Below are 14,470 nucleotides of genomic sequence, written 5' to 3' on the forward strand. Positions count from 1 at the left end.
GGAGAGAGCGCTCATGATCCCCGTCGCCTACAACGTTCGAAATCTGGTGGTGCGCAAGACGACGACCCTCGCGACGGCGTCCGGGCTCGGCCTCGTGGTGTTCGTGTTCGCGTCGGTGCTGATGCTCGCGAACAGCGTGGAGCGCACCCTGGGGCGCACCGCGCGGGACGACGTCGCGATCGTGATGCGGAAGGGCTCCGACGCCGAGATGGTGAGCAGCATCGAGGAGCAGCAGATCGGCGTGATCCTCGCGAGCGCCGAGGTCGCGAAGCGGCAGGACGGAAAGCCGGACGGGGTGGGGGAGGTGATCGCGGTCATCCTCCTCGAGAAGCTCGGCACGGACGGCATCTCCAACGTCCAGGTGCGCGGGGTGCCCGACGACGTGCTCGCGTTCCGCTCGCAGGTGAAGATCATCGAGGGCCGGCCGGCGCAGCCGGGCACGGACGAGGTGATCGTGGGCAAGGCGATCAACGGCCGCTTCAAGGGCCTGTCGATCGGCGAGTCGTTCGAACTGCGAAAGAACCGGCCGGTGAAGGTCGTTGGGGTGTTCGAGGACGGCGGCTCCTCGTCGGAGTCCGAGGTCTGGGCCGATCTGCACACGACGCGCTCGGCGTTCGGCCGCGAGGGGAGCGTCTCCGCGGTGCGGGCGCGGCTCGCCTCGGCCAGCAAGTTCGACGCGTTCGAGGCGTCGATCGAGCAGAACCGGAACCTAGGGCTCGAGGTGATGCGCGAGAGCGTCTATTACGAGAAGCAGTCCGAGGGGACGAGCATCTTCATCAAGGTGATGGGCGTGCTCATCGCTGTGTTCTTCTCGATCGGCGCCATGATCGGCGCGATGATCACGATGCACTCGTCGATCGCCAACCGGCAGCGCGAGATAGGCACGCTGCGGGCGCTCGGCTTCTCGCGGTTCAGCATCCTCCTGTCGTTCCTCATCGAGTCGGTCCTCCTCGCGCTGGCGGGCGGGGCGCTCGGCGTGCTCGCCGCGCTCGGCATGAGGTTCGTGCGCTTCTCGACCGTCAATTTCGCGAGCTGGTCGGAGGTCGTGTTCACGTTCGAGCCGACGCCCGGGATCCTGGTGACGTCGGTGGCGATCGCGGCGGTGATGGGCCTGCTCGGCGGGTTTTTCCCGGCGCTCCGGGCTGCGCGGATCAGCCCGATCCAGGCGATGCGGGGGTGACCCGGGTGAGGGGGGCGGCGGGGTAGCTCGCGGGAATTCCAGCGTGGAGGCGCAGAGCCGGGAAGTCGCGTAGGGCCTGCGCGGTGTTCCGGCGCGCACGGCGCTCCCTTGGCCGGGGACGTGCTCTCCCCTCGGCGGGGGGAACAGCATGCCCACGATCACCAAGGCGGTTTACGTGAGCTTCGCGGCGGGGAGGAGCGTGGACCGGCTGAATCGGCTCTCCTCCCTGGTCCAGCGGACAGAGCTGAACTCCCTGGTGATCGATATCCGATCGGAGGAGGGCGCGCTCCTCTTCGAGCGGGACGAGGTGACAAGGGTCCAGCTGGGCGCCCTCCGCGACGCCGGCATCTACCTCATCGCCCGGCTCGTCGCGTTCAAGGGCGGCCCGCGGGGCTGGTACGACCCCGGATCGCAGCCGCGATGGCGGGAGATCGCGGAGATCTCGCTCCGCGCGTACGACGTCGGCTTCGACGAGGTGAACTACGATTACGTGCGCTACGGCGCGGCGCGTGAGCCGCGGTCGCGGACGCCGATCGAGGAGAGGGCGCCGACGATCCGCGCTTTCTTCGAGTTTCTCCGCGCGGAGGTCGGCAATGCGGCGTCTCGCCCGATCTCCGCGGATGTCTTCGGGTTCACGCTGCTCGGGCCACAGGACGGGATAGGCCAGCGGCTGGAGGACGCCGTGGAGCTCTTCGACTACGTGATGCCGATGCCGTACCCCTCGCACTGGGGCCCTGGCAGCTTCGGGTTCGCGAACCCTGCGCATCACCCCTACGAGATCGTGCACGCGTCGCTCTCGGCCGGCTGGCGCAGGGTGGCGGCGCTGCCCGGGCGCATCGGGGTGCTGCGCAGCTGGATCCAGGCGTTCGATCTGGACAGCTCGCGCCCCATGCAGCGCTACGAGTACACGCCGTGGCACATCCGGGAGCAGATCCGAGCGATCGACGACGCCGGCTGCGCGGGCTACGCGGCGTGGAACCCCCGCAGCCACTACGACGAGAGCGCGTTCGTCGGCGCGCCGCGGGACACGGTGTGAGAGCGCGGCCGCGACCGCTCTCGCCACGCCCGCAGCGGGGCTATCCGGCGGCTTTGCCGCGGCGAGCGCGCTTGCCACGCCGCGCTGCCTGTGAAATCAAACTTTTTGCCCCGCAACGCGTCGAAGCGGACTGTGCTCTACCCCTATGACGACGACGCCTCTAAGGCCCGACGTGACGACCCCTACAGGAACCTCGCCGAGCTCACTCGCAACGCCAAGGAGTTTCGACGGCAGATCCGCGATGGCGACCCGACGAGGCGCGTTCGCCATGGGATCGCAGGCATCATGCTCCTCCCGCTCGTGACAGTGATCGGTTGCACCAGTTCACCCGTCCACGACTTCTCCGTCAACGACTTCTATGACGCCATGCTTGGCGCGCTCTGTGCGGACCTCACCGCATGCTGCGGCGTGACGGTTCCTGCAGACGCGTGCGTGGACCAGCTCCGATCCTCGATGGGCGCGTACCCCGAGCTCCAGGCGGAAGCTGTCGCGGCAGGGCGGCTCGAGTTCCGCGAGGGTCCGGCGCACTCTTGCATCGATCATATGCAAGCGCTGTCGTGCCCCGACTTCGAGGCAATGGGAGCCTCCGGGGCGCTCGCGTGCGACGGCGCCTTCGTCGCGAAGGTCGCGACGGGGGGCGACTGCGCGTTGTCCGCGGAATGCGCAGACGCGGACGCCTACTGCGAGGTCGCGATCTTTGCGCACCTCGGTACGTGCGTGGTGAAGCCGGGGTCCGGCGATCCATGCACGCGCGAATGTGGCGATGGCCTTGTGTGCGAGCTTGACTCGAGCAAACGTGGCTCTTGCGTCGCGGCGAAGCCCAACGGCCAGGCATGTGCGAGCAACCGCGCGTGCCTGAGCGGCTACTGCAACGACTCAGGTGGTGAGACCATCTGCAGCGACCCCGAGGCCAACGGGCAGCCGTGCGCCAATGACAGTCAGTGCAAAGAGGGCAACTGCGACACCTCGAGCGACCCACCCGTCTGTGCGCCGAAGAGGCCGAACGGCGCGACATGCACCACGGGCGACCAATGCGCGAATGGCGCGTGCGTGGACCATCAAGGTTCGGGCGTGTTCACGTGCGCTTCGGCGGCGTCCGGATGCTCCATCTCCCTCTGATCGGCATGACAGTTTCGCGGGGCGGAAATGCCGCAGATTTCTCGCCTGCGTCGACCCAAACTTCACGAGTGGGTCGCAGCTCCTCGGGATGAAGAGCGCCGCGCGTAGGTAAAAGAAGCCGGATCGCAGCGCGAAGAAGTGTAGCGCAGCAACCCGAAAGGGTGGGACCGCGAGCGTCGTGATGGCTCGGTCCTGGGTCGAAAGAGCGTGGTCCGGGCTGCGCCGCGCGCGCTGCGGGGCGCATCGGCGTGCCGTGGGCACACGTGTCCGTCCGGGCGTTGGTCTGGCCCTGGTCCTCCCCGCTTGCGCGGGCAGGACCACCTCCCTCGCCGCGGCATGGTGCGCACCGGCGCGCGTCGCTGCGTGCAAGGTGAAGCCATCGAGAGCGACGCACAGCGGCTTGTCGTCAAGAAAAATCGACACAAAGAGCGCCAGACGAGCGCCAGACGAGCGCCAGACGAGCGCCAGACGAGCGCCAGACGAGCGCCAGACGATTCACGAGCGATGATGCGCGGGAGTTGAACGTGGCAGAGGACCCAGGTCGCGGAGAATGACGCCAGGCAGCGCAGGGCCGCTGGAGGCGAAATTTCTGACTTGATTGTCCTAAGCACCTGCGGTAGCGGGCTCGACCATGACCGAATCCCAGCCCAAACCGTCGAGCGGCAACCTCCGCGCCGCCCTGCTCATCGCACTCGGCTTGCCCCTGCTGCCTGCGGGTTGTTTGAGCGTCGTGGGGACGAACTATTGGCTCCGTTCCCGAGAACAGGTGGTCGAGCTCAGTCCGTCCAAGGTTGCCGAGCTCTCGGATCTGCCGAGCTTCGTCCAGGTGCGCGGGAGGGCCGAGGGCGGCGTCGAAACCACGACGGACAACAACGTGCTGTTCCGCGTCGCGGGGTACCCTTCGGTCGTGTTCAGCGCCGAAGGGGCGAATGACCGGGAGCGCACCATTGCGCTCTTGAAAGGAACCGAGTTCGACGGTCGCATGTACACGGCCGAGGATTACAGTTCGATGGCCGTCAATCAGTTCGCGGAGCGCGCCAAGATGAGCGACGCGCGCGTGGTTCGAGTCGGTGAAACTCCGGCGAGCCAACGCTGGCACTACAAGCTCCAGTTCGGAATCGCAGGCGGCATCATGACGCTTGCGCTGATGTTCGCAGGTTGGATCCTCGCGAACCGTTCGCGCTTCACGGGTGAACCTGCGAAATGATGCGGTCCCCCGCTCCAAGGCGAAACTGCGTCACGGCGCCTGTAGGGCACCCGAACCGTTGTCGCCCCAGCACACGATGCCGCCGTTCGTTTTGACGGCGCACGTGGGATAGCCGCCCGCCGAAACGGCGGTGTAGGGGCCTGATCGCGACTCGTGAACGAGCAACCCACGCGCGCTCAGCAGCAGGGCTTCTGAGCGCTACCAGTCGCTTCCGGCTTCGAACTGTGGGACGCAGGCGCGGGCGAAGGTGTCGGGGTCGTCGGCGCGGCAGGGGTCGGCGCGGCGGAAGCCGGTGAAGGTGATGTCGGCGGTGGCGATGTCGTGGGCGTCGCCGCTCGCGGCGTCGAAGCAGTAGAGCTCGCCGCCGCGGCTGAGGTAGGCGCCGGCGACGAGGGTTTCGGTGGTGTCCTGCTGGGCGAACTTGGCGATGAGGACGCCCCAGCCGACTCTCAGGTAGAGCGTGTCGCCGGTTCGAGCGTGATCACCGGTCACCTCGACGACGGGCTCGCCTTCGAGCGTGCCGGTGATGGCATACTTGCCCAGACGGCGATCGTGGCAGTAGCGGAGCTCGCCCGGTACGACCTCGCCGCTGCAGGTGAGCGTGCCCAAACCGCCAAGCTCGACGGCGGCATACATTCCGTTTCGCACGGCACGCGCCTCGCCGGCCGCGCAGAGCAGCTGACCATGGCTCGAGATGAGGGCATTGCTCAGCAGGCGCACCGGAAACGTCAACACCCACTGCCGGAGCGCCACCTCGGGCAGGACGTCCTCGATCAGGTTCGCCGCCGTGGCACACATGCGTCCGCCCAGACACGACGGGCAGAAACCGCGTCCTTTACAGCTGAAGGCCACCAGCCGACTCTCTTCGCAGCGCTCGCACCGGAGCCGCGCGAACCCGCGGCAGAGCAGCCCGCAGTCGAGGTAGGCTTCGAGCTCCTTCTTCGCGTGCTTGGGTATCCGGACGGCGATGGCGCCGTCGTCGATGGCCCCGTACAGCGTCTCCACGTTGTCGCGCACGATCTCGTAGAGCGTCGTCTTCTCGGGACGACGGCGCTCGTAGACGACGCCCGTGGTGCGAGCCGCGCTGGCCACACGGCGCCGACACCGCACGCCGCACGCCACGCGGTGAGGGCGCGTTTTCGCCGCGAATTTCGACAACCCGCCGGGCTATCGCCCATGGCGGCGCCATGGCGGGCCGGGGGCCGGCGGGCCGCGACGCTCGCTGCCGCGGCGGCGGAGGCGCTCGCCGAGCCCCCGGCTCGCGCTCGATATGTCGGCGCGCGAGAACGTAGAGCGCGAGCGCGCAGCGTTGCAGGACGAGAGCATCCGGGTGCAGCAGAGCCGGCTAGCGGAGCTGTCCACGCGATGATCCCGATCACCGAGCAGGTGATGGTCATGCCTCTCCTTGGGACCATCGATGAGCAGCGTGCCAGGCACGTGCTTGAATCTGCGCTCGCTGGCGCCGAGGCGCATCGTGCGCGTGCTGCCTCCGTGCCAGCGCCACGCTCCGGCGGCAGGCGCACAGGGGCCGCGATCACCGCCCGTCGGACGCGTTGCGCGCCCGGTAAGCGCGCTGCTGGCACGCCCGCGAGCAGTAAGCCCGCGGCCGCCCCGTGGCAGGCTGGGCGATCTCGCGGCCGCACTGCGCGCACGTCGGCCCCTCGTCACGCCGGGGGGCGTCGCCGGGAGTTTCGTCACCAACGCGCGCCGGGGGTCGTGACGTTTCGGGACTTTCGTCACACTGACCGGAGCGCGACCGGACGAGCGCCTCGATGCCGTCGAGCACGCGCTGGAGGCCGAACAGGAACACGTCCTCCGTGAACGGGTGGTCGTCGAACGCGCCCGAGCGCATCAGCTTCGCCATCGTCGGGTGGCGCGCCGGGTCGAAGAGCTTGTCCCAGAAGTACGCGCGCTCGGACCACCACTGCTCGTCGGTGACGCCGGTCTCCTGCTCGGCCTCGACAGCGTCCACCGAGAGCCTCGCCGCGCCTCGGACGTACCCGTCGACGAGGTGGACGGCGGCGAGCACCTCGCGGGGGGTGAGGCCGATCCCGCAGGCCGCGCGGAGCTCCGCGTCGTACGCCGCCATCCCGTTCGGCCCCATCACGGGGCGCACCGGCGTCACGAGCAAGAACCACGGGTGGCGGTGGTAGAGCGCCCAGTCGGCGAGCGCCGCCGCCTCGAGCTTAGCCCGCCACCCCCCGGGGACGCTGTCCACGAGGGGCAGCTCCCCCGCCGCGGTGTCCAGCATGAGATCCAGGAGCTCGGCCTTGCCCGGCACGTACCTGTACAGCGACATCGTGGTGAACCCGAGCTTCCCGGCGACCCGCTCCATCGACAGCGCCGAGAGCCCCTCGCCGTCGGCGAGCTCGATCGCGGCCCGCACGATCTGATCGAGGCTCAGGCCGGGCCTGGGCCCCCGGCTCGGCCGCTTCCTGACCCCCCAGAGGAGCTCGAGGCTGCGCACGGCGTCGCCGCCTCCGCTGTACTCCGTCGCAGTTTTTCGCCGTCTCTTTGGTTTGACAGCCATCCTTCAACTGCGTATACCACACACAGTACAGTGTACGGCGTAAACAGTTGCTGGAGGTCCGCTTGAAACAGCACGACGAGAGGCCATCGAGGCGAACGACGCGAACGACGACCCTGCTCCTCCACGCGCGCGGCCTCGCGGCCTCCGTGCCGCTCCTCGCGCTTTCCCTCGGATGCGCGGCGCAGGAGGCGGAGACGGCGCAGGAGCCGACGTTCTGGCAGGACGTCGCGCCGATAACGGCGTCCAAGTGCACCGCGTGTCATCAGGAGGGCGGGCTCGCGCCCTTCCGCCTCGACGACTACATCTCGGCGAAGGCGCGCGCCGGCGCGATCGACGACGCGGTGCGGGGCGGCCATATGCCCCCTTTCCTTGTGAAGCACGACGGCTCGTGCGGCGACTTCAAGGACGACGAGACGCTCACCGCCGAGGAGCTCGACGTCATCCATCGCTGGGCGACCGGGGCGCGCGCCGAGGGCGATCGCGCGGGCGCGCCGCCCACCCCGCCCGTGCCCACGCTCGAGGGCGGGGTTGACTACATGACGCCGCCGATCACCCCCGTTGTCGACCCCGCCGATCCCCTCGCGGCCCACGACGAGTGGAGGTGTTTCCCCGTGGACCCGGGCCTCGACGCGGACCGCTTCATCACCGGATATCAGGTGACGCCCGGGGTCCGGTCCATCGTTCATCACGTCACGGTCTATCGGGTGACCCCCTCGGAGGCGTCGCTGGCGGAGGGCAAGACGAACCAGGACGTGATGACGGAGCTCGACGAGGCCTCGCCGGACCGGCCCGGCTGGGAGTGCTTCGGCGGACCGGCCGACGAGCTGCCGTTCCAGCCGCTGTTCGCCTGGGCGCCCGGGCAGGATGTCGTCGAGTTCCCCGGCGGCACCGGGGCGCCGGTCTCCGCGAAGGACGTCTTCGTCGTCCAGGTGCATTACAACATCCATGACGACCACGCGGGCGCCTCCGCCGAGGACTCGACGCGCCTCCGGCTCCGCTACGAGGACACCGTGGAGCGGCGCGCCGTGTTCGTCGGGGACGACGGCTTCATGACGACCCTCTTCGAGCCGGACGGCCCGGACACGCTGCCGCCCGGCCAGCAGGACGCCGCCTACACATGGCGCAGGACGCGGGCGGAGCTCGCGCTCGACCCGGCGCTGCCCTCGATCGAGGTTCTCGGCGTGATGCCGCACATGCACGAGCGCGGGCGCACCTTCGACGTGCGCGTTGGGTCGGGGACGCAGGAAAGCTGCATCGCGCGCGTGGACGACTGGGACGTCCACTGGCAGGGCGTCTATTGGTATCGCATGCCGCCGCTGCTCGACCCGAGCTCCTCGCTCGAGGTGACATGCACCTTCGACACGCGCGACGCCGAGGCCCCGGTGCTGCCGGGGTGGGGCACGCAGAACGAGATGTGCAACCTGAACCTCCTAATCGCGCTGCCGATGACACAGTGACGTCGCGACCGCCCCTCGCCCGCGGTCTCCCGGAGGAGCGCAGGGCGCCACGAGGCCCGTTTCCTTTCTGCGGCTTTGCGTCCTTGCGTTGAAATCTCTCTCCGGATCCCTGGCAGGACTCCTGGTGGGTGGAACTAGACCCCGTAGACTTGCTCCACGATCGACGCGATCAGCTCCACGGACAGCGTCACGCCGCGCTGCTGGCGCCACGCGACATGCCCGTCCGGTCGGATCAGGAGCGCGCCGTCCTGCTCGATCTGCGCGAGCGCGTGCACCGCGGCCCGGTGGCAGGCAGGGATGTCGGCCGAGCCGAGCCTGAACAGCCGGACGCCGTGGCCCGCCTCGACATTCTCGAGCGCCTCGAGGTCCGCGGGCAGCGCCTCGACGGCCGCGCCGAGCAGCAGGATGGAAGCGCCGTAGTCGATCATGGAGCGGCTGCCGCGCTGTCTCCTGTTGCCGTCCAGCCAGAAATGCGGGAATCGCGCGCCCGGCCGGGTCGACGGGATGTACGAGGACACCCGGTCGTCGACCTCCGGCGGCCTCGTGCCGTCGCCGAGCAGCGCGCCCTCTTCATACGTGTAGCCAAGGTCGAGCCCTATCCGGTCGAAATGCGACCTCTGCTGCGCGATGGCCGCGAGGACACGCTCTCTCACCGAGGGATCGCGGTGGTACCGTGAGAGGATGCTCTCTCCGTACTGATGCACCTGCCGCTCGGTCCAGGCGCGGAGCGGGGCAGGCAGCGCGCGCATCGTGGAGCTCGCCAGCTTCTCGTTGACCCACTGAGCTTCCTCGACCTCGATCCCGAAGGCCTCCGCGACCTCGCTCATCCTCTCGAAGTTGAGCCGGCTCTCGTCGCAGTTCGTCTCGATGACAGGGCGGCGCTCGGCCTCGTAGCTGTCGAGCAGGCCGGGCGCCGCCCGCCGCTCGATCACCATCGCGAGCTTCCAGGCCAGGTTGTGCGCGTCGCCGATGCCGGAGTTCATGCCGAGCCCGCCCGTGGGCGGGAAGCGATGGGCGGCGTCGCCGACCAGGAAGACGCGCCCGCTGCGGAAGCGCTCCGCCACCTGCGCCGTCATGCGCCAGTGGCTCATCGACGTGATCTCGATATCCACGTCGTCCCGCCCGAGCGCCGCCTTGATCTTCTTCTGCATCACCTCGGGCGTGTACTGCTCGATCTTCTCGTGCGGCGTCGCCACGGGGAGGTGAAAGACCCAGCGCTTCTCGACGTGGTGGGCGATGAACACGCTGCCCGGCGCCTTGGGGGAGAAGATGAAGTAGAGCTTGCCCCGGGTGCGGACCACGCGGCGCAGATCCGCCTGAAAATAGGCGTTGACGACGTCGAGCAGCTTGTCCGGGCCCTTCATCTCGATCCCGAGGGCCTTGCGGCTCCGGCTCCCGGCGCCGTCGGAGCAGATGACGTACTGGCTCCGGACCGCGAAGGTCTCACCCGTCGTCCTGTTCGTGATCCGGCTCGTGACGCCCTCCGCGTCCTGCTCGAAGGACTCCCACTGGTGGTGATGGAGCGCCTGGATCCGCGGCGAGGCCGAGACGCGCTCGCGGAGGAGCTTCTCCAGCTCGACCTGCGAGATGTTGAGGTAGGGCATGGGCGCCTCGAGGTGCTCGCGGTACTTGCGCCCGATGCCGTTGGCTCGCAGATCGATGCAGCCGAACTCCTCACCGATCGTGCCGCAGAACAGGATCTTGGCGGCGTCCTCCTCCGGCGACGCCTCCGCGGACAGCTCGCGATAAGCGAGCCCCAGCTCGTGGAGGATCTCGATCGAGCGCGCCGAGAGCTCGTGGGCCTTGGGGTGATTCTCCAGGCCCGGCCGGCGCTCGATGAGCACACAGTCGACGCCGCGCCTGGCGAGGCACAGCGCGCTCACCATCCCCGAGGGGCCAGCGCCGATGATGAGGACGGGAGCAGAGACGGTGCGATCGCTCATGTGGCGGCCCCTTGCTTGTGACACAGGGAGACGCCGGCGAAGAGCAGCGCCGCGGACGTGCCGAGGTGCAGCATGTTCGGCGGGAGGAAGCCGAGGAGGACCCGGCCACCGGCGTCGAACTCGGCGCCGGCGGCGCTCTTGAAGACGGCGGCCAGGATGAACCCGCCGATGTGGAGGGCGCCCAGGAAGGCGCCTGTCCGGACACGCTCCACGGTGCGCGGCGTGGCCGTCCAGAAGAGGTAGATCGAAGCGAGCGCGCCGAGGGCCCCCGCGCTGATCTGCCAGAGAAGGTGGAACCTCGCGTGTCCGGGCCAGTCGGGGTTCCGGAGGTGATGCGGATCGAGGATGTCGATCAGCCCGGTCAACAGGCCGTAAGCGACGGCCGCCAGGATGCAGAGGGCCTTGCCCGCGGCCCACGTCGTGGAAGATGGCGCGTGTTCGGAGCTCATGACAGAGGGATAAAGCGCGGGAATCACGTGCACAATGACCATGAGTGGCCATGCGGTGGCCGGAAATGGCCACGCATGCCGCCCGTGCCCGCGGAGGTAGCGCTGTCCGTGCCGCCGCTTCGGCCCTGGGGGCTCCGGTCGTGCGTGGCGCGGTGAATGGGGTCGCCGCTGGTCGCATCCAAGCGGAGACCGAGCGAGCGTCGGCAGCCAGGAGGCCGCCTGGCGTCTCGCTTCGGGGAGGTCGCACGGCTCATGCCGACGTCTCGCTCGATGAGCTGCCTCGGAGGGGAGGGCCCGGTGATCTGGCCGGCCGGTACGAGCGCGAGCACCAGGGAAAGGAAGGATATGGGCACAAAGGCGATTCATGGCCATGCGTGGCGTCTTGCTGCATGGTGTTTTGCGCGATGGGGGGTGCTGTTCTTGCTCGTCGGCCTGCCGTGCGGGTTCGGATGTGCGGCGCCTGCGGGTGACGCGCTCGCCTCGTGGCAGGTCGAAGGAGCGCGCCTCCAGCGCCGCGGCGCCAACGTGGAGGTCCTCGACGCGGCAGGGGAGGCGAGGATCATCGTGTCGGCTCCCGAGGCCTATGCTTCGCCGCTCGGACGCATCGCGACCCGGCTGGACGTGCAAGGCGATGTGATCTCGCTCTGGATCGAGGAGACAGGCATGCCGCTCCTCGTCGACCCGGCGTGGACCGTCACGGCCGCACCCGAGGCGACGCTCCGCGAGGTGCACACGGCGACCTCGCTCGCGGACGGCAGGGTGCTCATCGCGGGCGGATACAAGCAGGATACTGACTTCACGCTGTTCCCGGTCGCCACCGCGGCTATCTACGATCCCGTGCTCGACGCCTGGGTGCCTGCTGCTCCGATGAACGAGCCGCGGGGGGCCCACCAGGCGACCCTGCTCGCCGACGGCAGGGTGCTCGTCACGGGTGGCGGCGGGGCGCTCGGCACGGCGGAGCTCTATGATCCCACGACCGACACGTGGACCTTCACCGCGCCCATGACCTGGGCGCGGGGGGCGCATACCGCGACGGTGCTCGACGACGGGCGGGTGCTCGTCGCCGGGGGCCTCGCGGCGGCCACCGCCGAGATCTACGATCCCACGACGGGCGGCTGGTCGCCGACGCCCGCGATGGCCATCGCGCGCAATGACCACACGGCGACGCGTTTGCTGGACGGCCGCGTGCTGGTCGCGGGAGGCAGGACCGCGGCGAGCAACACCTCCTCCAGCGTCGAGATATACGACCCCACCACCGGCGCATGGACCCCGGGGCCGAGCATGCTTCAAGCCAGATCCGGGCATACGGCGACCTTGCTGGAAGACGGCGACGTGCTTGTGGTGTCCAGCTGGGGGGTCGCGACCGAGGTCTACGATCCCGACACCAATGAATGGACGCCCGCCGGCCCGCTGAGCGTGCCGCGCGACAGGCACACGGCGACGCGGCTGTGCGATGGGCGGGTCGTCGTCTCGGGCATGGGATCGAACCTCCACATTGCCTACCCGGTCGAGGTCTACGATCCGAGCACGCGAACGTTCTCGTCAGGTCCCGTGAACGACGGGGCCCGCCGCGCAGGTACCGCGACCCTGCTTCCGGATGGCAAGGTCCTTTTCGTCGGCGGCCTGCGCCATCCCGGGGCCGAGATCTATGATCCCTCGGCCGCCCCCGCAGGGACGCCGATCGGACCGGTGAACACGCCGCGGAACTTCGCAAAGGCAGTGGAGCTCCCGGACGGAAAGATCCTGATCGCGGGCGGCATCGGCCCGATTGCGGTCAACGAGCTTTACGACCCCTCGAGCATGACGCTCTCCACGGCGGCTCCCTTGAACTTCGCGCGGTCTTCTCCCGATCTGACACGCCTCGCCGACGGCAGGGTGCTCATCAGCGGCGGTATCCCGAACGACTCTCCGGCGCTGGAGTTGAACAACGAGATCTACGATCCGGCGGCGAATGTCTGGACGCTGGCCGCGCCGGACAGCGTGTGGCGATCCAAGCACACGGCGACCTTGCTCGGGAGCGGCGAGGTGCTCATCGCGGGAGGTGAGATGTTTTTCGACCCCCTCGACCCGTACACCATCGACAGGATCCGATCGGCCGCGCTGTACCGGCCGGCCGACGACACCTGGGTCCCTGTGGCGCGGATGAACGTCGGGCGCGCGGAGCACGCGGCGACGCTGCTGCAAGACGGCAGGGTGCTGGTCGTCGGCGGGCGCAATGGACTCGAAGACAGCACGGGCCTCTCGACCGCGGTAGCGCTCGCCAGCGCCGAGATCTACGATCCAGCGACCCATACCTGGTCGCTGGCGGCACCCATGGGGACGCCTCGGAGCCACCCTGCGGCGACGCGGCTCCTGGACGGCCGCGTGCTCGTCGTCGACACGACGGCGGAGGTCTACGACCCGGCGACGAACGTCTGGACACCCACGGCGCCGATGTTGATCGGGTCGGGCGTGAACAACTCGGCCCTGCTGTTGTCGACGGGCGAGGTGCTCGCCATCGGCGGGACGGTCGCGCAGATCTATCGTCCTTCGACGAACTCCTGGACACCCGCTCCATCCACCGTGATGTCCCACCTCGCTCATGTGACCGCGTTGCTTCCGGGCGACCAGGCCCTCATCGTGGACGGGAAGAAGGATGCGGAGCTGTACGATCCCCATCCGCGGAGCGCCGGGGACAATGGCTGCGGCCCGGGTGGAGACAGCGGCGCTGGCGGCGGAGGCGGCGCTGGCGGCGGAGACGGCGGAGACGGCGGTGCGGGCGGCGCTGGCAGCGGAAGCGGCGGCGTGGGCGCTGCTGGTGGCGTGGGCGGCGCTGGTGAGACTGGTGGCGTTGGCGCCGCTGGTGGAATTGGCGGTGCTGGCGACGCGGATGGCGCTGGCGGTGTGGGCGGTGCTGGCACCGCCGGTGGCGCTGGCGGCGTTGGCGACGCGGGTGGCGCCGGCGGTGTGGGCGGTGCTGGCACCGCCGGTGGCGCTGGCGACGCGGGTGGCGCCGGCGATGCGGGTGGCGCTGGCGACGCGGGTGGCGCTGGCGGTGTGGGCGGTGCTGGTGGCGCCGGCGACGCGGGTGGCGCTGGCGGTGCTGGCGGCTCTGGCGGCGGCGACAGCGCCGTGGGCGGCGCTGGTGGCGTGGGCGGCGCCGGCGGCGGCGAAATGAGCTCGTCCGTTGGCTCGGCGGGCGGAACCTCGACGGGCACAGCCGGCGGAGACGGCGGGAACGGTGCAGGAGGCTCCGGCGGCCCAGGGGCAGCCACCGTATCGAGCAGCGCTGCGGGGGCCGGACCCGATGAAAACACGGGGTCATCGAGCTCATCGACCGGCCCCGGAGAGGGATCGCCGAGGGACCACGGCTGCACCATGGGGCCAGCGGCGTCAGGTGGCGGAACCATGGCCTTCTATCTCGCCGTCGCCGGAGCCGCGCTTCAGCGTCGACTCTCGCGGTCGCGGGTCGGCGGCCGCTCCAGCCGCGCTCGTCCTCGGTAGTCCGTCTCCCTGCTTTCTAATTCTCTCGCCACAATGCCACTGAAATGAGGGGGGCAGCCGGCGGCC

10 protein-coding genes are annotated in these 14,470 nt (G+C 69.4%); 5 read left to right on the forward strand and 5 right to left on the reverse strand.

The annotated features are described in order from the left end of the window. Positions 1–13: 13 nt before the first annotated feature. The 3 genes from WMF19_RS42475 to WMF19_RS42485 all read left to right on the forward strand — a co-directional run bounded on the left by WMF19_RS42475 (position 14) and on the right by WMF19_RS42485 (position 4,542). Positions 14–1,180 carry an ABC transporter permease gene (locus tag WMF19_RS42475; RefSeq protein ID WP_437793594.1) on the forward strand — a complete coding sequence of 389 codons (1,167 nt, stop codon included), beginning with the start codon at positions 14–16 and terminating at the stop codon, positions 1,178–1,180. Positions 1,181–1,328: 148 nt separating this feature from the next. Continuing rightward, positions 1,329–2,216 (forward strand): putative glycoside hydrolase, encoded by an 888-nt coding sequence (locus WMF19_RS42480; RefSeq protein ID WP_437895585.1) that lies wholly within the window; start codon positions 1,329–1,331, stop codon positions 2,214–2,216. A gap of 1,750 nt (positions 2,217–3,966) precedes the next feature. After that, positions 3,967–4,542: a hypothetical protein gene (locus WMF19_RS42485; protein ID WP_437895586.1), complete on the forward strand. Its 576-nt coding sequence runs from the start codon at positions 3,967–3,969 to the stop codon at positions 4,540–4,542. A 30-nt stretch (positions 4,543–4,572) separates the two neighbouring features. Here WMF19_RS42485 and WMF19_RS42490 read toward each other — a convergent pair whose 3' ends face one another. From WMF19_RS42490 to WMF19_RS42500, 3 genes are all read right to left on the reverse strand, one after another. Next, entirely contained in the window at positions 4,573–4,707 is a 135-nt protein-coding gene (locus tag WMF19_RS42490; RefSeq protein ID WP_437895587.1) for a hypothetical protein, read from the reverse strand. A 33-nt stretch (positions 4,708–4,740) separates the two neighbouring features. After that, positions 4,741–5,664 (reverse strand): transposase zinc-binding domain-containing protein, encoded by a 924-nt coding sequence (locus WMF19_RS42495; RefSeq protein WP_437895588.1) that lies wholly within the window; start codon positions 5,662–5,664, stop codon positions 4,741–4,743. 412 nt (positions 5,665–6,076) lie between these two features. Continuing rightward, positions 6,077–7,009 carry a TetR/AcrR family transcriptional regulator gene (locus WMF19_RS42500; protein ID WP_437895589.1) on the reverse strand — a complete coding sequence of 311 codons (933 nt, stop codon included), beginning with the start codon at positions 7,007–7,009 and terminating at the stop codon, positions 6,077–6,079. A gap of 125 nt (positions 7,010–7,134) precedes the next feature. On the opposite strand from WMF19_RS42500, the gene WMF19_RS42505 reads away from it, so the two are divergent. Continuing rightward, positions 7,135–8,529 (forward strand): hypothetical protein, encoded by a 1,395-nt coding sequence (locus WMF19_RS42505; RefSeq protein WP_437895590.1) that lies wholly within the window; start codon positions 7,135–7,137, stop codon positions 8,527–8,529. A 134-nt stretch (positions 8,530–8,663) separates the two neighbouring features. On the opposite strand, the gene WMF19_RS42510 is transcribed toward WMF19_RS42505, so the two are convergent. Then, positions 8,664–10,472: an FAD-dependent monooxygenase gene (locus WMF19_RS42510; protein ID WP_437895591.1), complete on the reverse strand. Its 1,809-nt coding sequence runs from the start codon at positions 10,470–10,472 to the stop codon at positions 8,664–8,666. Next, positions 10,469–10,921 (reverse strand): hypothetical protein, encoded by a 453-nt coding sequence (locus WMF19_RS42515; RefSeq protein ID WP_437895592.1) that lies wholly within the window; start codon positions 10,919–10,921, stop codon positions 10,469–10,471. Before WMF19_RS42515 ends, WMF19_RS42510 begins: the two co-directional genes overlap by 4 nt. Positions 10,922–11,332: 411 nt before the next feature. Here WMF19_RS42515 and WMF19_RS42520 point away from each other — a divergent pair, with 411 nt between their 5' ends. Continuing rightward, complete coding sequence (locus WMF19_RS42520) at positions 11,333–14,404, forward strand: kelch repeat-containing protein (RefSeq protein ID WP_437895593.1); 3,072 nt, start codon at positions 11,333–11,335, stop codon at positions 14,402–14,404. Positions 14,405–14,470 lie beyond the last annotated feature (66 nt).

This window comes from Sorangium sp. So ce124 (assembly GCF_051525235.1).
GTDB classification, from domain to species: Bacteria; Myxococcota_A; Polyangia; order Polyangiales; family Polyangiaceae; genus Sorangium; species Sorangium atrum.